This window comes from Mesorhizobium sp. M6A.T.Cr.TU.016.01.1.1, assembly GCF_003952585.1.
GTDB lineage: Bacteria > Pseudomonadota > Alphaproteobacteria > Rhizobiales > Rhizobiaceae > Mesorhizobium > Mesorhizobium mediterraneum.
In genome coordinates, this window is record NZ_CP034452.1 from 3,804,928 (window position 1) to 3,827,405 (window position 22,478).

24 protein-coding genes, 1 tRNA gene and 2 pseudogenes are annotated in these 22,478 nt (G+C 62.4%); 12 read left to right on the forward strand and 15 right to left on the reverse strand.

From position 1 onward, the window contains the following. Positions 1–127 precede the first annotated feature (127 nt). From EJ075_RS18175 to EJ075_RS18195, 5 genes are read left to right on the forward strand one after another with little or no spacing between them, the layout of a single operon-like run. Positions 128–991 carry a class I SAM-dependent methyltransferase gene (locus EJ075_RS18175; RefSeq protein ID WP_245457944.1) on the forward strand — a complete coding sequence of 288 codons (864 nt, stop codon included), beginning with the start codon at positions 128–130 and terminating at the stop codon, positions 989–991. After that, positions 991–2,184, forward strand: coding sequence for a glycosyltransferase (locus EJ075_RS18180; RefSeq protein WP_126105189.1), 1,194 nt, complete (start codon positions 991–993; stop codon positions 2,182–2,184). Before EJ075_RS18175 ends, EJ075_RS18180 begins: the two co-directional genes overlap by 1 nt. Then, positions 2,181–3,098 carry a sugar phosphate nucleotidyltransferase gene (locus EJ075_RS18185; protein ID WP_126105190.1) on the forward strand — a complete coding sequence of 306 codons (918 nt, stop codon included), beginning with the start codon at positions 2,181–2,183 and terminating at the stop codon, positions 3,096–3,098. The genes EJ075_RS18180 and EJ075_RS18185 overlap by 4 nt, the downstream gene beginning before the upstream one ends. Beyond that, positions 3,095–3,973, forward strand: a complete 879-nt coding sequence (locus EJ075_RS18190) for an NAD-dependent epimerase/dehydratase family protein (RefSeq protein WP_126105191.1) — start codon at positions 3,095–3,097, stop codon at positions 3,971–3,973. Before EJ075_RS18185 ends, EJ075_RS18190 begins: the two co-directional genes overlap by 4 nt. Beyond that, entirely contained in the window at positions 3,970–4,968 is a 999-nt protein-coding gene (locus EJ075_RS18195) for an NAD(P)-dependent oxidoreductase (protein ID WP_126105192.1), read from the forward strand. Before EJ075_RS18190 ends, EJ075_RS18195 begins: the two co-directional genes overlap by 4 nt. Before the next feature lie 30 nt (positions 4,969–4,998). On the opposite strand, the gene EJ075_RS18200 is transcribed toward EJ075_RS18195, so the two are convergent. The 6 genes from EJ075_RS18200 to EJ075_RS18225 form a co-directional block, all read right to left on the reverse strand. Continuing rightward, a complete protein-coding gene (locus EJ075_RS18200) occupies positions 4,999–5,907 on the reverse strand; it encodes a hypothetical protein (protein WP_245457945.1) in 909 nt (302 codons plus the stop codon). Positions 5,908–5,922: 15 nt separating this feature from the next. Beyond that, positions 5,923–6,819 carry a TIM barrel protein gene (locus EJ075_RS18205; RefSeq protein WP_126105194.1) on the reverse strand — a complete coding sequence of 299 codons (897 nt, stop codon included), beginning with the start codon at positions 6,817–6,819 and terminating at the stop codon, positions 5,923–5,925. A gap of 12 nt (positions 6,820–6,831) precedes the next feature. Beyond that, positions 6,832–7,896: an alcohol dehydrogenase catalytic domain-containing protein gene (locus tag EJ075_RS18210; RefSeq protein WP_126107366.1), complete on the reverse strand. Its 1,065-nt coding sequence runs from the start codon at positions 7,894–7,896 to the stop codon at positions 6,832–6,834. Next, the gene (locus tag EJ075_RS18215; protein ID WP_095484143.1) at positions 7,883–8,959 is read right to left on the reverse strand and encodes an ROK family protein; all 1,077 of its coding nucleotides are present in this window, start codon (positions 8,957–8,959) and stop codon (positions 7,883–7,885) included. Before EJ075_RS18215 ends, EJ075_RS18210 begins: the two co-directional genes overlap by 14 nt. Next, positions 8,956–10,185: a 6-phospho-beta-glucosidase gene (locus EJ075_RS18220; protein WP_126105195.1), complete on the reverse strand. Its 1,230-nt coding sequence runs from the start codon at positions 10,183–10,185 to the stop codon at positions 8,956–8,958. The genes EJ075_RS18215 and EJ075_RS18220 overlap by 4 nt, the downstream gene beginning before the upstream one ends. Before the next feature lie 157 nt (positions 10,186–10,342). Continuing rightward, entirely contained in the window at positions 10,343–11,563 is a 1,221-nt protein-coding gene (locus EJ075_RS18225; protein WP_095484145.1) for a sedoheptulose 7-phosphate cyclase, read from the reverse strand. Between the two features lie 304 nt (positions 11,564–11,867). Between EJ075_RS18225 and EJ075_RS18230 the strand changes: the two genes are divergently transcribed. Then, complete coding sequence (locus tag EJ075_RS18230) at positions 11,868–12,149, forward strand: hypothetical protein (RefSeq protein ID WP_126105196.1); 282 nt, start codon at positions 11,868–11,870, stop codon at positions 12,147–12,149. Between the two features lie 156 nt (positions 12,150–12,305). Here the strand turns inward: EJ075_RS18230 and EJ075_RS18235 are convergent, their stop codons facing one another. The 4 genes and pseudogenes from EJ075_RS18235 to EJ075_RS18250 all read right to left on the reverse strand — a co-directional run bounded on the left by EJ075_RS18235 (position 12,306) and on the right by EJ075_RS18250 (position 15,133). Beyond that, positions 12,306–12,656 (reverse strand): ethanolamine utilization protein, encoded by a 351-nt coding sequence (locus EJ075_RS18235; protein ID WP_126105197.1) that lies wholly within the window; start codon positions 12,654–12,656, stop codon positions 12,306–12,308. A 120-nt stretch (positions 12,657–12,776) separates the two neighbouring features. Further along, positions 12,777–12,939, reverse strand: a pseudogene (locus EJ075_RS33750) (DUF5996 family protein); the annotation flags it as partial. Between the two features lie 101 nt (positions 12,940–13,040). Continuing rightward, on the reverse strand, positions 13,041–13,976 hold the full coding sequence (locus tag EJ075_RS18245; protein WP_126105198.1) for a pirin family protein: 936 nt from the start codon (positions 13,974–13,976) through the stop codon (positions 13,041–13,043). Positions 13,977–14,239: 263 nt separating this feature from the next. Beyond that, positions 14,240–15,133, reverse strand: coding sequence for a LysR family transcriptional regulator (locus tag EJ075_RS18250; RefSeq protein ID WP_126105199.1), 894 nt, complete (start codon positions 15,131–15,133; stop codon positions 14,240–14,242). A 154-nt stretch (positions 15,134–15,287) separates the two neighbouring features. On the opposite strand from EJ075_RS18250, the gene EJ075_RS18255 reads away from it, so the two are divergent. After that, positions 15,288–15,938, forward strand: coding sequence for a hydrolase (locus EJ075_RS18255; RefSeq protein WP_126105200.1), 651 nt, complete (start codon positions 15,288–15,290; stop codon positions 15,936–15,938). 256 nt (positions 15,939–16,194) lie between these two features. Here EJ075_RS18255 and EJ075_RS18265 read toward each other — a convergent pair. Beyond that, positions 16,195–16,271 (reverse strand) — tRNA-Met (locus tag EJ075_RS18265). Positions 16,272–16,613: 342 nt separating this feature from the next. Here EJ075_RS18265 and EJ075_RS18270 point away from each other — a divergent pair. Then, the gene (locus tag EJ075_RS18270) at positions 16,614–17,621 is read left to right on the forward strand and encodes a Gfo/Idh/MocA family oxidoreductase (protein WP_126105201.1); all 1,008 of its coding nucleotides are present in this window, start codon (positions 16,614–16,616) and stop codon (positions 17,619–17,621) included. A gap of 15 nt (positions 17,622–17,636) precedes the next feature. Here the strand turns inward: EJ075_RS18270 and mnmA are convergent. After that, positions 17,637–18,792, reverse strand: a pseudogene (mnmA, locus tag EJ075_RS18275) (tRNA 2-thiouridine(34) synthase MnmA). A gap of 36 nt (positions 18,793–18,828) precedes the next feature. Here mnmA and EJ075_RS33175 point away from each other — a divergent pair. Together EJ075_RS33175 and EJ075_RS18280 are read left to right on the forward strand one after the other, a co-directional pair. Beyond that, positions 18,829–18,978 carry a hypothetical protein gene (locus tag EJ075_RS33175; protein ID WP_158302530.1) on the forward strand — a complete coding sequence of 50 codons (150 nt, stop codon included), beginning with the start codon at positions 18,829–18,831 and terminating at the stop codon, positions 18,976–18,978. 85 nt (positions 18,979–19,063) lie between these two features. Beyond that, entirely contained in the window at positions 19,064–19,339 is a 276-nt protein-coding gene (locus EJ075_RS18280) for a DUF1153 domain-containing protein (protein WP_006203587.1), read from the forward strand. Between the two features lie 71 nt (positions 19,340–19,410). Here the strand turns inward: EJ075_RS18280 and EJ075_RS18285 are convergent, their stop codons facing one another. Then, positions 19,411–20,211 carry an NADP-dependent oxidoreductase gene (locus tag EJ075_RS18285; RefSeq protein WP_245457946.1) on the reverse strand — a complete coding sequence of 267 codons (801 nt, stop codon included), beginning with the start codon at positions 20,209–20,211 and terminating at the stop codon, positions 19,411–19,413. Between the two features lie 17 nt (positions 20,212–20,228). Between EJ075_RS18285 and EJ075_RS18290 the strand changes: the two genes are divergently transcribed. After that, positions 20,229–20,360 (forward strand): hypothetical protein, encoded by a 132-nt coding sequence (locus tag EJ075_RS18290; RefSeq protein ID WP_245457947.1) that lies wholly within the window; start codon positions 20,229–20,231, stop codon positions 20,358–20,360. Between the two features lie 88 nt (positions 20,361–20,448). On the opposite strand, the gene EJ075_RS18295 is transcribed toward EJ075_RS18290, so the two are convergent. After that, complete coding sequence (locus EJ075_RS18295) at positions 20,449–20,826, reverse strand: flagellar export protein FliJ (protein WP_029349790.1); 378 nt, start codon at positions 20,824–20,826, stop codon at positions 20,449–20,451. Between the two features lie 451 nt (positions 20,827–21,277). Between EJ075_RS18295 and ctrA the strand changes: the two genes are divergently transcribed. Further along, complete coding sequence (ctrA, locus tag EJ075_RS18300) at positions 21,278–21,973, forward strand: cell cycle two-component system response regulator CtrA (RefSeq protein WP_006203583.1); 696 nt, start codon at positions 21,278–21,280, stop codon at positions 21,971–21,973. Between the two features lie 120 nt (positions 21,974–22,093). Here the strand turns inward: ctrA and EJ075_RS18305 are convergent, their stop codons facing one another. After that, positions 22,094–22,462 (reverse strand): response regulator, encoded by a 369-nt coding sequence (locus EJ075_RS18305; protein WP_126105203.1) that lies wholly within the window; start codon positions 22,460–22,462, stop codon positions 22,094–22,096. Positions 22,463–22,478: the final 16 nt, after the last annotated feature.

Consider the following 22,478-nt stretch of genomic DNA (forward strand, 5'->3'; position numbering starts at 1 on the left):
GGCCAGGATCGGGCTCGTCTGAACGCCGCCGATAGAGACGCCTTTTATAGGCGACGGCATCATCCAGATAGATGTCAGAGAAGCGTCCCGCTGCCTGTATGATGATGGCAGTATGGAGGGAAGCAACTTGCAACGATCGGGCGCCTGTCCAATCTGCCGGACCAATGCCGGTCCGGTGGCGTTGCGCGAAGGGGAGTATAGCGGCCGGCAGTGCGTGTGCGGGGTCATCTATATCGATCCGTTGCCGGCCCATCCGGTGGACGCGTCGATCGATCATCACCACAGCGTCTATTATTCCGCGCCGGCGCGCGCGCGGGTCGGCTGGGTGAAGGCGTTCACGCAGCGTGGACGGCTGCTTGAGATCGGCTGCGGTGACGGCGAGTTCACCGCGGCGGCGATCCGGGCCGGTTTCACGGTCGAGGCGGTCGAGCCATCCGACGAACGCGCCACGCGCCTGGAACGCACGCTGGGCATCACGGTGGAGCGCGCTCTGATCGAGGACAGCCGTCTACCCGAAGGGCGCTACGACACCAGCTTCCATGTCGATCTGCTGAGTCACTTCCCCGATCCGGTGGCGGCGCTAAGGGCGATCGCGGCGAAGGTGGCGCCTGGCGGCACGGTCTGCTTCGAGGTCGGGCTGTTTTCCAACCTGTCGCCTTTCTGGCAGCGGCTTGTCGGGCGGCCGAACATGCCGACGCATATGTGGTTCTTCGATGCGCCGGCGATCGAGCGGTTGCTGGACGCAGCCGGGCTCAAGATGATCGCGATGCGGCGCTATCCGGTCGGGCTGTCGACCGCGCTCAGCACGGTGCTGGGCAGCCGGCGCGTCGCAGCGGCACCGGACAGCCACGCCCCTCTCGCGCAGGGCTGGGCGGCCGCGCCTTACTACCGGCTGCACATGTTCCTGCGCTACGGGATAGGCCGGTGGCTCCCGATGGGCGGTCCGCAAACCGCGTTCGTCGCCGCACGGCACAAGACCGACAGCGCGTGATGCGCAAGGGACGCCGCATCATCGTCGTCGTCACCGCGTTGCCGCGCTGGATTTCCGATTTCAACCACGTCAGCACCGCGTTGGCCGAGGCGGGCCACGCCGTGGAAGTGTGGTCGCCGGACGACAACGGGCTCGCCACCGCCGGCTGGGATTCCAGGCCGGCGATCGATGCCGCACGCGATGCGCTGGCGCCGGACATCGCGACGCGGACGATGCCGTTCTCGCGCAATCGCGGGCGGCCGAGCCTATTGCGGCTGGCGCGCGCCAGCTTGATGGCGGCGCGAGCGGCGCTGTTCAGTCCGGGCAGTGTGTTCATCCTGTGGTCGGCACTGTCGATCCTGCTGGCCGGGCCGTGGGTCAGGCTCAGCAACCGGCATGCGATCTATCTGGTCACTGGACTCGGCGCGTCCTTCTCGGAGTCGCAGCGCGGCAGCCTGACGACCCGGCTGATCTGCATTGTCTATCGCTTCGCCTTCGCTAGCCGTCGCGCGATCGTCATCGTCCACAATCACGAGGACAAGGCCGAACTGATCAGGCGCACCGGCGTCGCAGCGGACCGCGTGATCGTCACCGGCGGCTGCGGCGTCATGCCGGAGGACTTCCCCTACAAGCAAGCGCGCGCGGTCGGCGCACGGCCGACGATACTCGTTCCCGGGCGACTGTTGCGCGACAAGGGCGTGCTGGACGCGGCCGCCGCGTCGGGCCTCCTGTCCGAGCGCGGCGTGGCGCATCGCATGGTGTTCACCTCGAACCCGATGAGCGGCCGCGCCGACGCGCTGACGGAAGCGGAACTGGCGCGGGCACGCTCCTATCCCGATGTGGCATTCATCGGGTACCAGCCGAGCATCACTGCGCTGTACGCCGGGGCGGACATCGCCTGCATCCCATCGTGGTATCGCGAGGGATTGCAGACCGCCTTGCTCGAATCCGCCTCCTCTGGGTGCCCGATTGTCGCGTGCGACAATGTCGGGGTGCGCGATTTCCTGCGGCCCGAAATCGACGCACTGGTCGTGCCGCCGCACGCGCCGGCGCGGCTGGCCGATGCGCTGGAGCGGATGATCCGCGAACCCGGCCTCGCCGAGCGGCTGCGGACCGCAGCTTATGCCCGATTCCTGTCCGGCTTCACTCGGCAGCACATGGTGGAGGCGACGCTGGCAGCGATGCGCGGCACCGGCATCGAGACGCCGCGATGAGCAGTGGCGCATGGACCGGTCTGATCATGGCCGGCGGGCAGGGCGAGCGCATGGCGCGCTCCGGCGTAGTCGGGCGCAAGCCGCTGGTCGAAGTCGGCGGGGTCAGCCTGCTCGAGCGCAACATCTGGATGATGGCGCGTGGCGGATGCCGGCGCATCTTCATTGCGCTGACCCGTGCCGATGCAGCGCGTGAGGCGGACAGGATCGCCGATTTCGCCGCACGCGCCGCCGGCATCGGCGTGGCGTTAGCTCCCTTGATCGAGGAAGTGCCGCAGGGCAATTTCGGCGCGGCGACAATGCTGTCGGGCGACGCCGGCGACGTGCTGGTGGTGTATGCCGACAATCTCACCACGCTCGATCTGGCGGCGCTGGCCGCCGCGCACCGTGCGTCCGGCGCGGCTATGACGCTGGCGGCACATGACGAGCCGTTCCGCATGCCCTATGGCGCGCTCGAGGTGGACGCGCAGGATCCTGATCTGCTCACCGCCTATCGCGAGAAGCCGGTCTATCCGATCCTGGTCGGCAGCGGGCTTGCGGTGGTGACCGCTTCCGCATTGGGCAGCCTGCCGCAGCGCACGCCGCTCGGCCTGGTCGATGCCGCCAATCTGTTGATAGCTGGTGGTGCGGTGGTGCGGCTATATCGCCACCAGGCTTCATGGATCGACGTCAACGACGCCGCCAAGCTGGCTGCCGCCGAAGCCTTGCTCTTGGGCGATACCGCCTTCGAAGCATGGTGGCCGGGGGAGGTCGCGCGCGAGATCCGGGTCGCGGGCGGCAATGAAGACTATGTCTGCGACGCGATGACGGAAGCCGGCGTGCTGCGGGTCCATGTCGGCGCGGCAGGTGCGCTCAGTAGCGACGAGCTGCCGGAGCCAGTGCGCCGTCGCCTCGCCGCACGGGGGTACGAGGCGTGATCGGCATCACCGGTGCGAACGGCTTTATCGGCCGGGCGGTGCTGCGCCGGATCGGCGAGGATGCGTGCGTGGCGCATGTCGGCCCGATCGACGGGGAAGCGGGAGCGATCGACATTTGCGACCAGCCGGCGCTAGAGGCGTTGTTCGCCGAGATCGACACCATCGTTCATCTTGCCGGGCCAAGTTCCGTTGCGGCTTCGTTCGACGCGCCGGCGGCATTCGCCCGCGCGCATGTGCTGGGCACGGCGACGTTGCTCGCCGCCGCCGAGCGGATCGGCGTGCGGCGCTTCGTCCATGTGTCGTCGGCCGAGGTCTATGGTCGCCCAGACACCGCGTGCGTATCGGAGAGCGCGCCGCTCCTGCCGCTCTCGCCCTATGGCGTGGCAAAGGCGGCGGCGGAGCAACTTGTCTCGGGTGCGGTGCGGCGAGGGGCGCTGGGGTCGGCAATCATTGTTCGGCCCTTCTCGGTCTACGGTCCGGGCATGCGCGCGAATGGGCTGGTCGGCCGTCTGGCGGCGCAGGCGCGCCTGCGACAGCCGATGCGCGTCTTCTCGGCCGATACGACCCGCGATTACGTGCATGTCGACGATCTGGCGCGGGGATTGCTGATGGCCGCCGCGCGCGACGAGCCGGGCCTCCTGACGCTCAACATAGCCTCCGGCATCGGGACCGACGTCGCCGCGCTCGCCGCAACCTTCGCGAGGATCGGCGGCGGATCGGACGCGCTGATCGTTGAGGAACAGGGCGACCGATCGCGCGCCCTCGACATCGCGCATCTTGTCGCCGACGTGTCGCTGGCGCGCGAGACGCTTGGCTGGCGGGCGGAGATCACCCTGGCCGATGGCGTGCGCGATTGCCTGGGTGAGATGGCGTGACGCGGACGATCCTGGTCACCGGCGCGCAAGGGTTCATCGGCCGCTATCTGGTGCGTGCTTTGTGCGATCGCGGCGATTGCCGGGTGGTCGGCGTCGGGCGTTCGCCGGGCAATGCGACGCGCTTCACGCACCACATCCATCCCGGCGGTGCCGAGCGCGCCGCGCCGCTGCCAAATGCTCTGGTGCCCGACGGGCCGAATTATGCCTATGTCGCCACCGACCTGTCGGACGCGGCGGCAGCGGCGCGGCTGATCGCCGAAACGGCACCTGATATCGTCTTCCATCTTGCCGGATCGCTGCGCGACGAACCGTTCGATCGGCTGGTGACCAACAACATCGTCGCCACGCGCCGTCTCTGCGATGCGCTGGCCGGGCGGGGCGCGGTGCTGGTGTTGGGATCCTCGGGCTCGATCTATGGCGACCTCGGCGGTGGGGGCTTGCCGCTGGTCGAAACCGGCGCGACAGAGCCGATCGACCTATATGCCGCGACCAAGCGCACCAGCGAGGACATCGTGCGGATCGCAACGCGCGCGGGAAGGATCGACGGCCGCGTGGCGCGCATCTTCAACGTCGTCGGTCCGGGCCAGGAGGAGCGCCATGTCGCCGGCCGCATCGCCAGCCAACTCACAGAGCTAAGGGTGGGGCGCCGCAATGGCATCGCCCTCGGTCCGCTGACCGCGTGGCGCGATTTCATCGACGTGCGCGACGTGGCGAGTGCGCTGGTCGCGATCGGTTTTGCCGGGGCCGGCGATATTTTCTATAACGTCGCCTCAGGGCGCGAGACGCAGATCGCCACCGTCTACGATCTGCTCGTCGCCGCGGCTGGGATTGCCGATCCGGCGCTGACGCAATTGCCAGGACGGGCGGTGGATATCGGGCGGCAGGTGGTCGATGTCAGCCGGCTGCGCGCGCTCGGCTGGCAGCCCCGTGTCGATCTTCCGCAGAGCCTCGGCGACGTGATGCATTATTATCTCGAACTGGAGACTCAAGCGTGACCGTGGACACGGGTCCACGGATATCGGGGCCTACTGCGAACGCGCCGTGTTGTGTGCCTTGAACGCCGCGCGAAGGCTTAGTGCCTCTGGACTGGCGCTGCCCAGCTTGGTGTCCCCGTTCTGCGATCCCCACGCGTAGGCAAAGTCAAACACGGGATTGGGAGCGTAAGTGGCCCAGCGCGCGAATATCTGGTTGGCCTGGTCCGGTGTCGGCAGTTTATAAACGTCTCTGACCCCGCCGGTATAGGTCCTCCAGTTGCCGCCGCCAAAGGCTTGGAACACAGGCACGATCTTGTTGAGCGGGATGCCCGCGGCAACGGCTGCCTCGACCGTCCTGTCGATGAAGTCCAAATCGAAAATCTTGCCGCGTACCGGATACGGATCGAGGCCGAAGAGATCGATCCCGGTGTTGGCGGGATTGAAGGTGTTCATGAAGTGGGGGGCTTCAAAAGACCCCATGTCCATCAGCGTGACGAACGTCACGGCCCCGGGCACATTGGCCTTGATCCAGTCAGCCTCGGCTTTGAGGGCTGCCGGGCTGACTGCCGGGGAGTGGTACTTGCCGGTGATGTCAGGCTCGTCACAGAGGCGAAAGCCGAACAGCTTCGGGTTGCCGATGAACGGCTTGACCTTGGCGATGAAACCCGGCGTGACGCCGCTGCTCTCGTCAAGCCAGATCAGCCCCTTCATCCCGGGAGGAAGCGCATTGAGTTGCTCGACATATTGCACGTCAGCGAGGTTGAAGCCCGCAGCCGCGATTGCAGCAGCCGAACCGCCAGAGGTGTAATGCAGGGTTATGCCATTCTCCTCTGCTGACAGTTTGGCTTGGCCATAAATCAATAGAATGAGCAGGGCTGAGACGCACAGGATGCCCATGCGAGCAATCATCGAGCCGCCGAAAAAAATCAGCCTGTAGGCGTTCGCAATGGCAGGTTTCATTATACAGCCACCCATCTATCGATACATTGAAGCAGAGACGTGCCGTCGCTCATCTGGGCAGTCCAGGCAGTTCGACAACATCGACCTTCTGATGAGTGTCTTCAGGCGAGCGAGGTCGCGACTGATGCGAGGTCCAGGATCGTCGCTGTAGTCGCCCTCGAGTGTGAAGGATGTAGGCGTCGGCTGGTGCGCGAATGCAATGAACGTAAGCTCTAGTTCGGCTACACCGTCGCCCAGCGGCACATCCCCCTCGACCGACAAAGCATCCTTAAGGTGGACGTCCGGCGAGGCGACGTCAGCAAGTCGCGCCCAATTGGAGGCCGCAGAATGCCCGTAGATAGCGGGATTTCCCGTGTCGAACTGTACGCAGATGCCCGGCTGGCCAACAGCTTGAAGAAGCTGGAGGGTTCTTTCGGAGTCAAGCCCGCTTTCGTATGCCAAAGTAATCCCTGCGGCTTGGGCGGGACCAAGCGCGAAACGCAGCACTTCAGCCGTTCTAGCCATGTCCCGCGACGTCCGAACGAGGCTCTGGCGAAAACCCGGAATGATGATCCTGGGCACCCGCAGACAGTCCGCCACTCTAATTGCATGCAAGATACTTCGCCGGACTTCCAATGCTTCCTGGCTGTCCTTTGGCGCGGTCAGGCCGAGATCGTTGAGCCGATTGACTGCAAGGGCGGTGATCGGAAGCGCGAAACGGCGTGACGTTGTGTCGAAGGCCGCCAGTATTCCGATATCTGTGAGATCGGGACCGCGGTTCGGGCCACCCAAGTCGACGTGAACGTGATCGAGACGCGCAGCGGCGGCGGTTTCAAAGCCGGTCAGGCCCCGATCGCCCACCTTCCACAGCGCAACCCCGATCTGTGGTCGATAGCTACTCTGTGAGACAGTCAAAGGCGCGTTACTCGTCAACGGACGTTCCCCTCAAGTTCGCCACCTCCGAAAGTCGATCCCAAGCTTGGTCCAGGATCTAACCGGCGGACAGCCGACAGCGTCGCGTAATGTATGGATAGCTTCCTCCGGGTTTGTCACGATCGTAAGAAGCGGCCGATAGGTATTGGGGCGGGCGCTGAGTTCGAGCATTGCCCGTGTCAGCATCGCGTTGGAAGAACCGCGGTGCCCCGTGATCGCCACCCGCTTGTGGCCGATAGTTGTCTGGCATTGCTCGGCAAGCGGCCAACCGACACGTCCGCCGGTATTTCGCGCGCGGATCTCGCTGAGATTGACCCCGGGCAGACGCGGGTCCCGACCCTCAGAGGGGAGACCTCCGAAGAGATGGAGGATGCCGCCATCGCACAAGGCGCCTAGCCCGATACTGAGGGCGGCCGCTACATCCTGCCGCGAGGAACATAGGATCACCGTGTCGAATGCTCTGTGCTCAACACCGGCCGTCTCTTTCGTCCCTGTGACGACTACGTCCCGAACCGACGCGCAGGCAGTTTTGAGCGCAATACGAAGCAGTTGGCCGATCGTACCTCGTCCCACCACCAATACACGGATCGGCTCCGCGACCCGCTTGAGAATGTCTCCGCAAGTTAGGACTGATGCGAGCGGCTCAGCGAGAATAGCGAGATCGGCAGCCAGTTCCGCGGGCGACGAAACGACCAAGGGCCGCAACCGAGCAGGCACGAGGAAGCGCTGCTGCATCATCCCGTCGAGAGTATGGCCAAGTTCAGCGGTGCCCCAGTCAGGCGTTGGATTCACTGCAATCGTCGCACCTAGCCAGCGTTGATCCGCTTTCGCGGCCACTTCCTCGACAACCGCTACGCCCTCATGGCCAAGGATCCGGGCTGGATCGTCGCGCACGCCGCGTAGAATCTGGAGGTCTGTCCCGCAGACGCCGGCAATGAGGGTCCGGCAGACAAAATCGCCCGGTAGCGCCACGGGTGTCCGGACCTGCTCCAGTCTTGGGGCACCCATGCCCGACGGCCGCACAAGAGCGAGGTGCGACTTCGATCCGGTCAAGCTGATCCGATCACCGGAAAACATGGATGCTTCGCCCCTCATCCGCCATTTCGGCGAGATGGCCAGCACCGATAAGTCCAGACAGGTCCCCCGGCGCGACGACACGGAGCCGGCGGGCGAAATAGGACGAATCGCATTCAGTGATCTGGAACAATCCATGGTCGCGGAATTGCCGATCAAGGCTGGCCGAATAGGCCGGTTCGAGTGCATCCACGACACCCCCGGTGAGAACAATTGAATCGAGTAGCGGATCGTGCGTCAGGAGCGCCGAGAAAATAGTTGCCAGCGGTCGCGTGATCGTAGCGAGGACGTCTAAGGCGAGGGCATCAGCGGCCGCCACCCCACGCGAGAACTCCGCGAGCATGGCATCATCGTCCTCGTCGCGTGCCGCGGCCATCGTCGAGGCTGCCAGCGCGTCGGGGGAACAAGCTGACAACTCGCGCAGCAGTTTCAACACGCCGCGTCCGGACGAATAGGCGTTCAGATGGTCGCATCCACCGCAATCGCAGGTAAACTTAAGACGCGTGCCGCGGAAGAAAGCCTCTACTTTGATATGGCCAATTTCGCCCTGTATCCCGTGCACGGGATCGACCGGCACGCCGCCTCGCGCGAAATCGTAGAGCCTCGCCCCGATCCCGGTGCTCACCGTGACGAACAAGATACGCGAATGGCTCCCCGGATCGCAGGTCTGTATGTAGGATGCCAGTCCAGCGGTCACGTCATTCGCGATCGTCCAGCGGGTGTCCAGCCGACGGCGTGTCAACGCCGCCTGGAGCTCGAAGGGTCCTGATCTCGGGCCCCAGAGTGGGCCAGATTGCAGCACACGACCGCTACGAGCATTCAAGGGTGCTCCAAGTGAGATGCCGGCATGATCTATCGCGGTTCCGCTCTCCAGTTGCAGACGCTCAGTCTCGGCCACCAGATAGTCGGCCAACGCTTCCTGGAGTTCGACGGGGCTGTGGTGGGCCGTGTTAAGGTAGTTGATCGCAGGTCGTCGCTTTACTGGACCCAGCCTTCCATTGGTCCACAGCGCCGAACGAAAATGCGTGCCGCCGATATCAAAGACAGCAATGTCCTTATTGGTCATTGCTGGCCTCGCACGGTTGGCGGATTGCTGGCGGCATCGCGCCAGGTCCGGAAAATTCGTGCAGCTGCGGTCCGAACTTTGTCGGAAGGCGTGATCCGATCGGCTTCGAGCGCTGCGCCGATCGTGTACGGTGTTGGATCGGCGAGTGCTGCCAGGCACAATCGTTCGTGATGTTCGAACGCCGCTACCCAGTCGCGGAATGGACCGTTGGCCGGTTCGGATTCAAGAATATCGATGCGATCACCGAGGACGAGGGCTCGCCGCTCGCAAACGAGAGGTCCATCCACCGCGACGTTTATAGTGGCATCGTAGCTCTGCGCTCCGATGCGAGCGGCGACGAGCGGCACGACAGCTTGCGCATACCAAGGCATATCACGCTTTGCTATTTGCGCCGGGCATTGCGTAGGGTCCGCGATAAGATCCCCGGCAATCGCATCTCGCAGAGATATCAGCGCGACCGCCCGACCCTTGTTGTGCGAAGCCCCGCCGTCGAAAAGAGCGAAGTATTTCGTGGATATTGCGCCAAGGCGAAGAATATCGTCCCGGTACTTCTGCGTTGCGCTATCTGGGGCCAACCGGAGGACGCGCTGCAGGAGATCCTCCCCGTCACGGGTCCTGGCGATGGGGATAAAGCCTCTGTGATTGAGGCCCTCGTAACTCCAGCAAAGTTCGGTCGGATCGATGCGCAGCGCCCGCGCGAAAGCCTGGAGCGTGGCAAGGGGAAGCTCGCAGATGCCGACCGCAGCCAAGCCGTGGCGGAGCATCATGGCCGTCGTCAGGCTCAGCGGGTTGATCATGTTCACGACGAAGGCACCGGGACATATTGCCTTCATGCGGATCGCGAGATCGTCTACCGGCCGTATTTGACGGAAGGCAGAGAGCAGGCCGCAGGGTCCCAGCGTTTCGTCGGCGATGCATCCCAGCTCGCTTGCGAAGAGTTCGTCATCGGCCCTCGCCTCAAGCCCGCCGAAGCGCGTCTGGACAACCACGATCTCGGCATCGGCCAGGGCCGCATCGAGGTCCGTCGTGGATATGACCGAGGTTCCGAATGCTCCCAGCCGGTGCCGGGCATAATGTGCAACCGCATCAACGTTTTGCACGTTGCGCCCTTGGAGGACTAATACCCACTCGCCCAGCCGGTGGCTTAACGCCTCGCTTCCCTCAATCGCATCGACGAGCGCTACCGTGAAGGGCGAGCTCCCGCCAAGGATGCAGACCCGCGTCATCAGTACGTCCGGAACAAGCCGACGGTCGCGGTGACGTAGGCGATCTCCCCGTCGGGCATGCACGGCCGAATCGGCAGCGCCAGCAGTTCGCCGGCAAGCGCCTCAGCATGAACTGAAATTCGGTCCGGACTTGGCCTTGAAAGGAAAGGCCCTACGCTCATTGCAGGCCAATCCTGGCAGGATTTCCCCCAACAGGAAGTTCCACCCCATATTGAGCCGAACCGCTATTGGAAACAGCTTCCTGCCAGCTCCGAGCGCGCAAATAGCTGAGAACCTCGGGTATCAATCCCGGCGGACACTGATCTTCCCGCTTGAGGAAGCGATAGCGGCCAAGGTCGGTCGGCACCACCATATTTATATTGCCACCTCGATGCTTGGCGGCGGCCCGGAACGACCTCGAAACCAAGTCTTCGTTCAGATGCTCGTGCCAGATCGGCAAGCCAACTGCCACCAACAGATCCACTATGCGCAGGGCCGTTTGCTCCCTGAGCCAACCGAGGTGCCAACCGAGAACACTGGAAAAAGCGAGGTCGATCGCGACGGCAAAGCCGTGGTGGAGCTCGTAATGGGTCGAAGCTTCAAGCGGATGGGCGATCGTGTGACCCAGATCTACCGCCCTCTCGTAGGATGTAATCTCGAAGGGGTTCTTCGAAAGCTCTCCCAGCATGGCGGCGATGGCGCGCTGGATGGGCTCGTGAGCCAACGAGTCGCCGTTTCGGACCCAGGACTGCAGCCCACCTCCGCGAATCTCTTCGATCATCCGGAAGAGATCTGTGTCGGAGGTGCAGGCGACCTTGATCATCTCGGCCACCCCCTGCCTGACCGTATCGACGCCCAGGGTCTTGAGTAATGACGGGATCACCGCGACAGCTTCCGGTGGGTGGAAACAACCAAGGTAGTTCTTGCCTTCTCCGAAATTGACGCCACCCTTCAGTCCGATTCCGGCATCCACCTGCCCAATCAAGGTGGTGGGGATGCGAAGGTGAGACAAACTCCGGCGTAGCATCGAAGCCGCCAGCGTAACGATATCTGAGCAGACGCCACCCCCGATCGCCACCAACGCACCCCGGCGATCGATCTCGGCGTCTGAGGCTGCGCGACAAACGGTCAACACGGATTTCATGGTCTTCGTCCGCTCGGTGCAGTTCAACACGAGCCAGGACGGCTTCAAACCGACGCTTGCGAAGGCTGCACGGATTGCGTTTCCATAGAGCCTTTCGACAGTAGGAGTGGTGACCGCCAGCACAGTCCGATTGCGGGCATGGGCCTCGATCCACCCGCAAAAATCCGACGAGTGGAGACCCTCAAACAGAGTGACATTGAAGGTGTGGTCACTGGAAGACCGGAGGGAAAGCTGCTCTTGGCTGGGTGTCCACATGATCGAGCCCGATGTTCGGGCAGAACAGCTCACCGGCATGCTTAAGAGCAACCCGGCAAAAGTCGTTCCGCATCCTCTACCCGTATACTGTGTAAGAATTTATTAGGCTTCATCCGTTCGACCGATGCGCCAGGTCATTGGGAAGTGAACTTACACCTAGCAAGCACGGCCGTGAGCCTGAGAGCCTGCGCTTTTTAATGAAAGACCGACAAAACCTTTGTCGCATGTAAGATCACATATCGTCACAGCAAGGACTGCTTTTCTGGCCGCGCTGCTAACCCTTTCGCCTGGGTGGTTTTTGCAGATGGTTGGCATCGCCATCACCCTTGGTTATGACAAACTCGATCACGCCGCTGCGTTTGTCGTGCTGGCGACCATCGGATATTTTGCTTGGCCGGATCACAGGGCAAAGCTGACTGTGCTCCTCGTTCTGACCGCCGCCGCGATCGAAGTTCTTCAAGGCTTGCAAACGATCGGGCGCTATCGGGATGCTTGGGACTGGGCTGCCGGCTGTGTCGGCATGGCATGTGGGCTGCAAATCGCGAGCAACGACAGCAGCTTCCAGACGGGCGCAAGGTGTTCGTGAACGGCGGATTTGCACAGCTTTGAGCCTGCGGGCGCGAGGCGTCGCTGGGACAAAGCGGAGAGGCCACGCGCCAGATCTGCACAGGCAAGACCTCAGCGCCTACTCGGTTGAGCATGATCCGCGTGGACGTCGAGCCTGCGGCGTCGCCCGGAGGACTTACCCCTGTGCCTCCCGCCAGTGGGGATAGGTGACATAGGCGGTGACCGCGCCTTGCTCGTGCGAGCAGATCGTGACCTTCTGGCCTTTGGGCATATGGACGATCTCGCCCGGCCCTGCGGTGACGCTGCCTGACTTTCCGGACACCGACAGCCGCCCCTCGAGGACGACCATCACATCATCGACGGCCATTGTCTCCTCGAGTGTCTGGTCCGGCCCATAGCGCCCGTACCCGATGGTGATCGGGGAGGCATGGCGCTGGTCGACCAGATTGCCCACAAACACGTCTCCGTCCTGTCCCGGGGAACGCTCCAGCACTACGTCGGTGATGGTGAACTTGCGGACCTTCATGGGAATTGCTCCTCTAGCGGTGTGGTTGAGTGGCTGGCTTGAACTCCTGCGTGTCGACGCGAAGTCCTCAGCGCGGCCTTGGGATTGTCACGCCGCCATCCACCAGAATCGACTGACCCGTGATGTCAGGCCACGAGGCGTGACATAGAAGCTCGCTTTCCAGGAATAGTTGAGCCACGGGTATGAGTCAGCCGATACTTGCCGGCGATCTGCAAGTATAGATGCAGGCGGAACACGTCTCGCGCCAACTGAGGTAGTCGAGGGGGGGCCACTTGTTGCTCATTTTCCCTGTCTCCATCCAGCATTCAGCCGGCACGCGACGTCGTTCGTGTCTTCTGCGATCGCCCCGGTCGCATATGGGCGATCGACTTGTCCGCACACCGGTCAGTCCGGCAGCGGAATGTGCTCATCCCGGTCATTGACGGGAAGATCGAAACGTCCCTTGCCCCAGTTCTCAGCGCGCCATTCGGCCTTGGCCTCTTCGATGCGCTCCCTGGATGAGGCGACGAAATTCCACCAGATGTAGCGGGGACCCGAAAGGGTCGAACCGCCGAGGATCATCAGCCGCGCGCCTCTGTCGCCGGCCGCGACCGTGATCCTGTCGCCGGGGCGAAAGACCATCATCTGAGATGCCTCGTATTCCTGGCCGGCGATGGAGATCGAACCTTCGACGATGTAGATGCCTCGGTCTTCGTGATTATCCGGCATCGGCAGTCGGCTTCCTGCTTCGAGCGCCACATCGGCGTAGAATGTTTCCGAGAACATCGTCGCAGGGGCCTTTTCACCATAGGCGTCCCCGAGAATCAGCCGGACCGAGACGCCGCGATCCTCGATCACCGGGAGCGCCTCCTCGCCATGATGCTCGAATATGGGCGCCATGTCCTCCTGGCGGTCGGGCAGCGCGACCCAAGTCTGTATTCCGAACAGGCTGTTCGGACCGCTTCGGGCGGCCGAGGAGGTGCGCTCCGAATGGGTCACGCCGCGCCCGGCGACCATCCAGTCCAATTCGCCGGGACGGATGATCTGGTCTGCCCCGGTGCTGTCCCGGTGATGGAAGTCGCCGCGAAAGAGGTACGTAACGGTGCCGAGACCGGTATGCGGGTGCGGTCGGACATCGACGCCTTGCCCGGTCAGCAGCTCAGCCGGGCCGGCCTGATCGAAGAAGATGAATGGCCCGACCATCTGCCGCTTGGGTGCGGGCAGGGCGCGCCGAACCTCGAAGCCGCCCAGGTCGCGAGCGCGCGGGACGATGAGCGTTTCGATCGCGTCGAGGCCAACCTCATCGGGACAGCCCGGTTCGATTGCCGGGTTCCAACTCATGCGCCTCATCCTCTCTTGGGATTCCGGGGGGCTTGCCGATGCGAATGCCCGATTTCGATTAATCCGGACCGCGCGAGCGGGAAGAGCGCTTTCGGCCCGACGAATGCCTAAACTGGCGAGCGACCGTCTGCCCAACTAGCCCTGCGATACGTCAAGCTGTGTCGCAGTAAGTGGAACGTGGGGGCAATGTCGTCGAGCTCAGCGGGCCGCAGTCGAGCGACCGTCGAACGCAATTCTTTAATAAGGCTTCGCCCGTTCGTGTTTTAACGGTCGAGACCCCAAACGTCCGGATTTCGTGCGAAGTACTCGATCAGCATTTCGGTGAGGACCCGGACTTTCCGTGCGGGGTGCTGACCCGGCGGTCGGACGACATACGCGCCTGCCGAAGGTGGGGGAAAGCGTGTCATCACCGGAACGAGCGCGCCGGAGGCCACATATTCGTGTGTGATGCAATCGGGGAGCCAGGCGATGCCGAGTCCTGCCGCTGCGGTAGCAGCAAGCGCCGTAGCGTTGTCGGCCTTGAACCTGCCCTGCGGCTGAACCGTGACGATCTTGTCGCCATCCATGAACTGCCAGGCTTCCGTTCCTTGCATGAGGGCCTGATGGTTGACGAGTTGCTCTACCGTCTCAGGTGAACCGTGCGCTTTGATATAATCCGGGCTTGCGACCAGCTTCCCGTAGATCGGCCCGACACGTCTGGCGACCAGGTTGGAGTCCTGAAGGTAACCAACCCGGATCGCGCAATCGAAACCTTCGGCGATCAGATCGACGAAGCGATCGCTATAGGAGGTATGGATGTGGAGCTGCGGGTGGTGTTGCGCCATTTTCGCAAGCACGGGGGCGAAGTGGGTCGGGCCGAAAGAAAGCGGCATGGCAACCCTCAGGCGGCCGCGCAGTTCACCGGTGGGGAGGATCGTTTCCCTGGCCGTATCGATCTCGGCGCTGGCTCGGGCCGCATGGTCTCTGAACGTGATTCCCGCTTCTGTGAGCGCGGCACCGCGGGTCGTTCGCGCAAGAAGCTGGACGCCAAGCTCCGCTTCAACCCGAAAGAGCCGCCGACTGACGATTGACTTGGAGACGCCGAGCCGGCGCGCGGCGGCCGATACGCCCCCTGCATCGGCCACTGCGACGAATGTCTGTAGATCTTCGATGTCCAATTCGGCGTTCCTCGTTTCGCGACACAGCTTGCCTGACTATGGCACTACCGCATCACCAAAAGGAACAGCAAATTGCGTCCAGGCAACGTCGCCCGCTGGCGCATGTCTCCCGTGAACCCATCGCCGTCCATAGCGGCAGAGAAAGGAAGTCTTGATGACCCCTCGTAACGGCCTCGATTCGCTTCTTCGTCCTGAAGACTCGGTCCTCGTTCTGATCGACCACCAGCCCTATCAGCTCGCAAACCTGAACAGCCACGATCCGCACATGGTGGTCAACAACACGACCGCGCTGGCGAAGCTAGCAAAAGCCTTCAATGTTCCGACCATTCTCACGAGCGTGATCGCGGCGCGCGGTGGACTTCTCTTTAAGCAGATCACCGACGTATTTCCGGACCAGGAAGTCATCGATCGCACCTGGGTGAACACCTGGCAGGACGAGGATGTGGTGAACGTCGTCAAGGCGACCGGCCGCAAGCAGCTGATCATCGCCGGCCTGTGGACCGAGGTCTGCGTCGCAATGCCTGTGATCCAGGCCGCCGGCGAAGGCTGGGACGTGACCGTGATCACCGACGCGTCGGGCGGGATTTCGAAGGAGTCTCACGAAGTTGCCATCCAGCGAATGATCGCGGCCGGCGCGAACGTGATGACCGTGATGGCGCTCGCTGGCGAATGGCAACGCGATTGGGCGCGCACCGAGCATGTCGAGGAGCTGACCGAGATTCTCATCCAGCACTTCGGCGGCAGCGGCATCGCGTATCTTTGGGAGCAGCAGCTTCTCAACACGCCGGTGCCGAGCAAAGGCTGATCCGGGCCGGGATGGCGAGCATTTCTGCGAGGGTCGGAATCGATCCGTTTGCCGGCCTCGCCATCCTCGCCCTTCTGGCTTCACCCTTCGTGGTTGTGAAGCTAGTGGTTCTCGGCGGCTATGCGCTCGGAGCCTGGCACGTCGTCCGACTGCTCCGCAAGCCACCAGAGCTTGCGAGGCGCGGACGGATGTTGACGACCGGCAAGTGGTCGATGGTAGCGGCTGTTTCCATAACCGATTGATCTTATTGATCAAATGGTAGCGGGAGAGGGACTTGAACCCCCGACCCCAGGATTATGATTCCCGTGCTCTAACCAACTGAGCTACCCCGCCAGGGCGGCGAAAGGCCCGAAATCCGCCTTAAATCAGAAGGCATGTCGAAGCGTTCGCCAAGGTCGGGCGGATATAAGGTTGGGAGGCCAAGCCTGTCAAGCATCGATGCAGCCGGCATATTGGCATATTCTATCGCTTCGGGCCGGATATCGGAATCGATTTCGGAAAGCACGGTGCGAAGGGTCAAAGTCATGAGGTGAGAACTTTGTGCGTCCAAGCGGACGTGCGTCGCTCCAATGGGCGAAAAGCTCTACCGGGCAGGAATTTGAGCTGAAATGCCGGGGTTGAGTTCGGCGGAGTGCGCCGCTATGTCTCGGCCACGAAATTCTAGAGTTGGAATTGATGAAACCGCGCATTGCAGTCCTCGGTTGCGGATACTGGGGCAGCAACCACATCCGCACCCTCAAGGCGCTCGGCGCGCTTCACGCGGTCTCGGACGTCAACCCAGCCCGCGCTGAAGGCTTCGCCAGTGAACAGGATTGCCTGGCGATCGAGCCGGAGGCGCTGTTTGCTCGAAAAGACATCGACGCCATCGTCATGGCGCTGCCGCCGCAGTTCCACGCCGATATGGCGGTGCGCGCCGTCCAGGGCGGCAAGGACGTGCTGGTGGAAAAGCCAATCGCGCTGACGGTGACGGATGCCGAGCGTTCGGTAAAGGCGGCGGCCGACAATGGCCGCGTCTTCATGGTCGGCCATGTGCTGCGCTTTCATCCAGCCTTCGAGACGTTGAAGGCGCTGATCGACAATGGCGAGCTCGGCGAGGTCCGCTATATACATTCGCACCGGCTCGGGCTCGGCAAGTTCCACACCGAGAACGACGCGCTGTGGGATCTGGCGCCGCATGATCTGTCGATGATCCTGGCGATCACCGGCACGGAACCGATCGAGGTGCGTGGCGAGGGGGCAGCGCTCCTCGACAATCTCAGCGATTTCGCGCATCTGCACATGCGCTTTCCCAACGGTCTGCGCAGCCATCTCTTCGCGTCGCGGCTCAATCCTTACCGCGAACGGCGGCTGACCGTGGTCGGCACCAAAGCGATGGCGGTGTTCGACGATGTCGAGCCGTGGGAGCGCAAGCTCGCCGTCTACCGCCACGCGGTGTGGCAAGACAGCGGCCAATGGGCTTTCACCACCAACGAGCCGTCCTACGTGGCGGTGGGCGAGGGCATGCCGCTGACGAGAGAGCTCGAGCATTTCATCCAGTGCATCGAGACGCGGGCAGAGCCGCGCACCGGCGGCGAGGAAGCCATCAGGGTGCTGCGCATCCTGACCGCTGGCACGATTACCCACACCGGATCGTCTTCCCGAGAGAACGATGCCGCCGAATTAGAGCCTGATTCATCCCGATAGAATCGGAATCACCGTCTATTCGGCGGGAATCTGCGCCGGCCGGGCCGCCAGCCGCGTCAGCATCGCCTCAGCCTCGGCGCCTCGCTCGGAACGCTCGATGAAGCCGCCGCCGAACACACGGGCCTCGTTGCCGTCGTCGGAATAGAGCACGCAGGCCTGGCCGGGCGCGATGCCGGACTCACCGTCGACCAGCTCCACCGTAGTAATGCCGGCGCAGTGATGCAGCACCGCCGGGCGCGGCGGGCGTGTCGAGCGGACCTTGGCGAAAAGCTCCAGACCGGCCGCCGGGATGTCGGACAGCGCAGCGTCGCCCAGCCAGTTCATGTCGCGCAAATAGATCTTGTGCGTCTCCAGCGCCTCGCGCGGGCCAACGACGACGCGGGCCCGGTCGGCGTCGAGATGGACGACGTAGAGCGGCTCGCCCGAGGCGATGCCGATGCCGCGGCGCTGACCGATTGTGTAGCGCAAAATGCCTTCATGGCGGCCGAGCACGCGGCCGTCGATATGGACGATATCGCCCGGTTGGCAGCAGTCGGCTTCAGCTTGGCGATGATGTCTGCCGGCAGATCCTGCTGGCTGGCGAGTCGCCCATTTCCTCGGCGATAGCGCGAACCTGCGGCTTCGACAGGCCGCCGAGCGGAAAGCGCAGATAATCGATCTGCGCTTGTGTGGTGGCGAACAGGAAATAGCTCTGGTCGCGGTCCGCGTCGACCGGCCGGTACAGTGCGCGATGGGCGCCATTGGCGCCGGAGCGAATGTAATGGCCGGTGGCCAGCGCGTCGGCGCCAAGCTCCTTGGCGGTCGTCAGAAGGTCGGCGAACTTCACCGTCTGGTTGCAGGAAACGCAAGGGATCGGCGTTTCGCCGGCCACATAGCTCTCGGCGAAGGGGTCGATCACCGCCTTGCGGAAGCGCTCCTCGTAATTGAGCACATAATGCGGAATGCCGAGCGTCTCGGAGACGCGACGGGCATCGTCGATGTCCTGGCCGGCGCAGCACGAGCCGGCCCGGTGCGTTGCCGCGCCATGGTCGTAGAGCTGTAGCGTTACGCCGACGACATCATAGCCTTCGCGCTTCAAAAGGCCGGCAACGACCGACGAATCGACTCCGCCCGACATGGCGACAACGATGCGGGTATCTTCGGGACGTCGGGGAAGGTCGAGGCTGTTCATGGTTCTTTCGTTCTGCATGCGCCTGGACGACGGCGCTTGAATGCCAATGGCCGGAATATAGGTCAAGCTTTCCAGGTACGCCAGCTTCGCGAACTGGCCGATTTTTTTGAACGGATGCGGCGCTTGCCGGCAGATATCTCAAATGCCGACGAAAAGACTAACGCGGCGTTCATGATCCTTACCTAGCTATTAGGGTCTGCTTAGGCAATTTTTAAAGCTGTGGCGGTAATGTGGTGGGGATTGGGTCTTTGAGTTTTTAGTAGAGAGTACGATGACCGATCTTGTTAGACCGCGAGTCAAATATGTTATCGGGCCTGACGGCAGCCCTCTTACGATTGCCGATCTGCCGCCGACGAACACACGCCGCTGGGTTATCCGACGCAAGGCGGAAGTGGTGGCGGCTGTGCGCGGCGGGCTTTTGAGCCTCGAAGAGGCGTGCCAGCGCTACAAGCTGACCACCGAGGAATTCCTGTCCTGGCAGGCGTCGATCGACGAATATGGCCTTGCCGGGCTGCGCACGACGCGCATCCAGCAATATCGGCATTAAGGCTGGTTCGAGGACGTCAAAAGGCGCGATAATCCGCGCCCTTTTGTTTTGCCGGAACGGTTTTCTCTGCTTCAGGCCGTCAGCACCACCTTGCCGATCGGCCTGGTGGCGAGAAAGGCATGGGCAGCGCCTGCTTCTTCGAGCGGAAAGGCCCTTGCCACATGGGCGGCAAGCTTTTTCGCTTCGATAAGCTTGCCAAGTTCTACAAGGCCTGCGCGGTCGGGCACGACGGACATCCGCTCGACGCGGATATCTTGCGCCTTGGCTTCTGCCTTTGTGGTGTCGCTGACATCGAGCAATGACACCAGCACGCCGCCGGCCTTGAGAACCTTCAGCGAGCGCTGCGCATGATCGCCGCCAAACATCTCCAGGACGAGGTCGATGTCATGGGCCTTGTCGACGAAATCATCCTTTGTGTAATCGATCACTTCGTCGGCTCCCAGCGAGCGTGCGAAGTCGAGCTTTTCAGGGCTCGCGGTGGCGACGACATAAGCGCCGCGCGCCTTGGCGATCTGCACCGCCAAATGCCCGACGCCACCGGCCGCCGCGTGGATCAATACGCGCTGGCCTTGTTCGAGCCCGCCATGGCGAACCAGACCTTGCCAGGCCGTCAGGCCGGCCAGCGGCAGTGCCGCGGCATGGAGGTGATCGATGCCTTTCGGCTTCGGCGCGATCTCGTCCGCCGGGACGGCGGTCAATTCGGCATAGGCGGCCGCCTGCTTGGGAAAGCGCGGCATTCCGAATACGGCGTCGCCGACCTTGAGGCCGATTACGCCAGACCCCAGCGCCTCAACGGTTCCCGAAACGTCCCAGCCGAGGATGAAGGGCGGCTCGCCGAGCAGCGGATAGCGGCCGGCGCGAACCGCGCCCACCGCGGGTCGAACATGAATTGACCGAGCTCGGCCAGAACCTGGCGGGGCTGCTCAATCAGATCAGATCCTGGTCAGAGCAGCATGCTCCCGACATCAAGGATGCCCGGGCGCGGGCGGTCGCGGAACATGAAGGGGATTTGGTGGCGTAAGCCTGCTGACGGCCCGGTATGAGCGGCGACGTTCCAGATGAGCAACGCCCGGATCGCTGGGCTTTGATTGGCCCTTAAAGCCTTGTTTTCAGCCGATCATGGCGCTGCGGCCGCCGGTCTCGGCGTCGCGGATCTTGGTGTCGCGCGATTCGAGCATTTCCGCTTTGGAAAGCTCCGCTTCGGCTTCGCCGAGCAGTGATTCGGCGACGCTTCGTTGCTGGGCGAGGTCGCTTTGCGAATTTCTGAGGTTGTCGCGGCGCAGGCGCGCTGCCTTGGCGAAGGTCGGATAGGCAAAATGGTTGATGTCGGTGATGCCGGCTTTCTTTTCTTCGGCAGTGATCTGAAGTTCCAGTTCGACAGCCATGCGCTCGAATTCAGCGATCATCATGTCGAGTTGCAGCAATTGCCGCCTCTTCTCGTTCACCTGAAACTGCTTCAGCCGAACGAGGTTTTCACGTGACTTCATGATTCGGTACTCCTGGAAACGCACACCTGCACATATCGCCCAATCCACCTGGCAAACCTCAGGCTTCACCCGTTTTCACCGACTTTACCGGAACTATGGGAAACAAATTCCTAAAGTTTTTTGCCGGCGGTAACCATTCGTTTACGGGCATTGTTAATCATACGGCTCAGGACTTAAGGCCGGGTAAAAATTCCGGCTCTCGATACGGAAACGCGGCCGACGAGTCCCTGGAGTCACTTAGTCTGGCTTTTTAATGTTCTGCATTAGCGGTTTGGTTCTGTGATTCATTATTAGATTCAACAAGGTGTAGAAAGGGGTTAAAAAATCTGGTACCGTCAACGGCACGGAATTAGGTTTTGTTAACCATTCGATGGCAGCCTCTGCTCAGGCAATCACTGCTCCGGTCCTGGACGGGTCGTGAAATGGTCCGGCAGCAGAAAAGGGGAATGAAATGCGTGTTCTGCTGATAGAAGATGACAGTGCGACCGCACAAAGCATCGAGCTGATGCTGAAATCGGAAAGTTTCAATGTCTATACGACCGATCTTGGTGAAGAAGGTGTCGATCTAGGCAAGCTCTACGACTACGACATCATCCTTCTCGACCTCAATCTCCCCGATATGTCGGGATATGAGGTCTTGAGAACACTTCGCCTTTCGAAAGTGAAGACGCCTATCCTTATCCTCTCCGGCATGGCCGGCATCGAAGACAAGGTACGCGGCCTCGGCTTCGGCGCAGACGACTACATGACCAAGCCGTTCCACAAGGACGAACTGGTCGCCCGCATCCACGCTATCGTGCGGCGCTCCAAGGGCCATGCCCAGTCGGTGATCACCACTGGCGACCTGGTGGTCAATCTCGATGCCAAGACCGTTGAGGTCGGTGGCCAGCGCGTGCATCTGACCGGCAAGGAATATCAGATGCTGGAGTTGCTCTCGCTGCGCAAGGGCACCACGCTTACCAAGGAAATGTTCCTCAACCACCTTTACGGCGGCATGGACGAACCGGAGCTGAAGATCATCGACGTCTTCATCTGCAAGCTGCGCAAGAAGCTCGACGCTGCTTCCGGCGGCCAGAATTACATCGAGACGGTTTGGGGTCGCGGCTATGTGCTGCGCGAGCCGGAAGATATCCGCGTCAGCGCCTGAGCCGACAACGTCGATCCGATCGATTTTTCCGACAAAAATCCGGCTTCGGCCGGATTTTGCGTTCATGTCGCAGATATTAGAGCGCCGATTTCCGGGATCATGCGCGAGGGGTCCGGCGAATCAGGCTGCAACGCTCAAGGTGCGGAAGCGCTCGAGAAGTTGCGGCCGATTGAACGGCTTCAGCAGATAGCCTTGAGCGCCGGCGCGCTTTGCCCGCATGATCGAAGCGACATCGACCTCAACCAGCGAAATCAGGATCTGGGGCTGAACCGGGCTTTCCATGGCGCGCACGCGGCGGATGACGTCCACCGCCTGCATGTCCGGCAAGGCGCCGTCGATGACGATGATGTCCGGCATGTCGGCAGCGCACATCTCGACCGCATCAAATCCGCTGGCGGCTTCGATGACCAGCATGTCGGACCCACCCAGGATGCGCTTTGCAACCTTCCTGATGACGCTCGAATCGTCGACGAACATGCAGCGTTTCATTTCCGGGCCCTCTTTG

What these genes read in the sequence shown, in the direction of transcription:
- EJ075_RS18180 (WP_126105189.1), top strand. Translation starts at nt 991, where the DNA reads ATGCGCAAGGGACGCCGCATCATCGTCGTCGTCACCGCGTTGCCGCGC.
- EJ075_RS18220 (WP_126105195.1), bottom strand. Translation starts at nt 10,185, where the DNA reads ATGACGCGGGTCTGCATCCTTGGCGGGAGCTCGCCCTTCACGGTAGCG.
- EJ075_RS18210 (WP_126107366.1), bottom strand. Translation starts at nt 7,896, where the DNA reads ATGTTTTCCGGTGATCGGATCAGCTTGACCGGATCGAAGTCGCACCTC.
- EJ075_RS18215 (WP_095484143.1), bottom strand. Translation starts at nt 8,959, where the DNA reads ATGACCAATAAGGACATTGCTGTCTTTGATATCGGCGGCACGCATTTT.
- EJ075_RS18200 (WP_245457945.1), bottom strand. Translation starts at nt 5,907, where the DNA reads ATGAAACCTGCCATTGCGAACGCCTACAGGCTGATTTTTTTCGGCGGC.
- EJ075_RS18305 (WP_126105203.1), bottom strand. Translation starts at nt 22,462, where the DNA reads ATGAAACGCTGCATGTTCGTCGACGATTCGAGCGTCATCAGGAAGGTT.
- EJ075_RS18225 (WP_095484145.1), bottom strand. Translation starts at nt 11,563, where the DNA reads ATGTGGACACCCAGCCAAGAGCAGCTTTCCCTCCGGTCTTCCAGTGAC.
- EJ075_RS18280 (WP_006203587.1), top strand. Translation starts at nt 19,064, where the DNA reads ATGACCGATCTTGTTAGACCGCGAGTCAAATATGTTATCGGGCCTGAC.
- EJ075_RS18255 (WP_126105200.1), top strand. Translation starts at nt 15,288, where the DNA reads ATGACCCCTCGTAACGGCCTCGATTCGCTTCTTCGTCCTGAAGACTCG.
- ctrA (WP_006203583.1), top strand. Translation starts at nt 21,278, where the DNA reads ATGCGTGTTCTGCTGATAGAAGATGACAGTGCGACCGCACAAAGCATC.
- EJ075_RS18245 (WP_126105198.1), bottom strand. Translation starts at nt 13,976, where the DNA reads ATGAGTTGGAACCCGGCAATCGAACCGGGCTGTCCCGATGAGGTTGGC.
- EJ075_RS18230 (WP_126105196.1), top strand. Translation starts at nt 11,868, where the DNA reads ATGGTTGGCATCGCCATCACCCTTGGTTATGACAAACTCGATCACGCC.
- EJ075_RS18295 (WP_029349790.1), bottom strand. Translation starts at nt 20,826, where the DNA reads ATGAAGTCACGTGAAAACCTCGTTCGGCTGAAGCAGTTTCAGGTGAAC.
- EJ075_RS18235 (WP_126105197.1), bottom strand. Translation starts at nt 12,656, where the DNA reads ATGAAGGTCCGCAAGTTCACCATCACCGACGTAGTGCTGGAGCGTTCC.
- EJ075_RS18185 (WP_126105190.1), top strand. Translation starts at nt 2,181, where the DNA reads ATGAGCAGTGGCGCATGGACCGGTCTGATCATGGCCGGCGGGCAGGGC.
- EJ075_RS18270 (WP_126105201.1), top strand. Translation starts at nt 16,614, where the DNA reads ATGAAACCGCGCATTGCAGTCCTCGGTTGCGGATACTGGGGCAGCAAC.